This is a genomic window from Staphylococcus sp. GDY8P196P, from assembly GCF_017891705.1.
Taxonomy (GTDB): Bacteria; Bacillota; Bacilli; order Staphylococcales; family Staphylococcaceae; genus Staphylococcus; species Staphylococcus ureilyticus.
Genome location: NZ_JAESJS010000046.1, coordinates 1,839 through 2,041 on the forward strand (window position 1 = coordinate 1,839; position 203 = coordinate 2,041).

The 203-nt window shown below is 29.6% G+C and carries 1 pseudogene; it reads right to left on the reverse strand.

Annotated elements, in window-relative coordinates:
• Window positions 1-203: pseudogene (locus KA814_RS13735) on the reverse strand (replication initiation factor domain-containing protein); the annotation flags it as partial.

Sequence of the window (203 nt, forward strand, 5' to 3'; positions counted from 1 at the left end):
TTCAATTTCTACACGCCATAAATATTCTGAAACAATTTCAAAGTCTGCATTATCCTTACGTTCCTGTTTTTTATTATAAATTCTAATAAATCTATCACTGTCACGAACACCAAAATATTTTGTTTCTGGTTTACCGTTACGACCATAAAAAATAGTTTTCTTAACTGATTTATCAGTCATCGCATAATAATCGCTCAAATCGT